The sequence below is a fragment of the Burkholderia sp. BE12 genome, from assembly GCF_002959955.1.
Taxonomy (GTDB): domain Bacteria; phylum Pseudomonadota; class Gammaproteobacteria; order Burkholderiales; family Burkholderiaceae; genus Burkholderia.
The window spans coordinates 1-812 of sequence record NZ_PREY01000084.1; the positions used below are offsets into that span (position 1 = coordinate 1).

Sequence of the window (812 nt, forward strand, 5' to 3'; positions counted from 1 at the left end):
TTCTTCGTCGATCCGCGCCTGCAGCGGCTGATCGAGATCGCGCTGAAGAACAACCGCGACCTGCGCGTGTCGGTGCTGAACATCGAGGCGGCGCGCGCGCAGTACCAGATCACGCGCGCGGGGCTGTTCCCGACGCTCGACGGTACGGGCACGGGGAATATTCAGCGCTATCCGGCCGGTGTGTCGCAGACTGGCCGGCCGCTGATCTCGCGCGTCTACAACGTCGGGCTTTCGGCATCGTGGGAACTCGACCTGTTCGGCCGCGTGCAGAGCCTGAAGGATCAGGCGCTCGCGCAGTACCTGTCGACGTCGTACGCGCGGCAGGCGTCGGAGATCTCGCTGGTGTCGCAGGTGGCGGATCAATACCTGACGCTACTGTCGACCGACGATCTGCTGAAGGTCACGGAAGACACGCTGAAATCCGCACAGGCGTCGTACGACCTGACCAAGCTGCAGTTCGACAACGGCACGGGCTCCGAGCTCGAGCTGCGTCAGGCGCAGACGGTGGTCGAGACGGCGCTCGCGAACCAGCAGGCACAGGCCCGTGCCCGCGCGCAGGCGCTGAACGCGCTGGTGCTGCTGATCGGCGAGCCGCTGCCGGACGATCTGCCGCCGGGCATGCCGCTCGATGCGCAGAACCTGCTGACGGACGTGCCGCCTGGCCTGCCGTCGGATCTGCTCGCGCGTCGTCCTGACGTGATGCAGGCCGAGCAGACGCTGCTGGCCGCGAACGCGAACATCGGCGCGGCCCGCGCGGCGTTCTTCCCGAAGATCTCGTTGACCGCGGCATTCGGCACCGCGAGCCCGACGCT

General features: G+C 67.7%; 1 protein-coding gene. It reads left to right on the forward strand.

What is annotated here, in order from left to right:
- Positions 1 to 812 (forward strand): efflux transporter outer membrane subunit (locus tag C4B30_RS35010; RefSeq protein WP_158683597.1); only part of this gene is annotated, 812 nt, incomplete at both ends.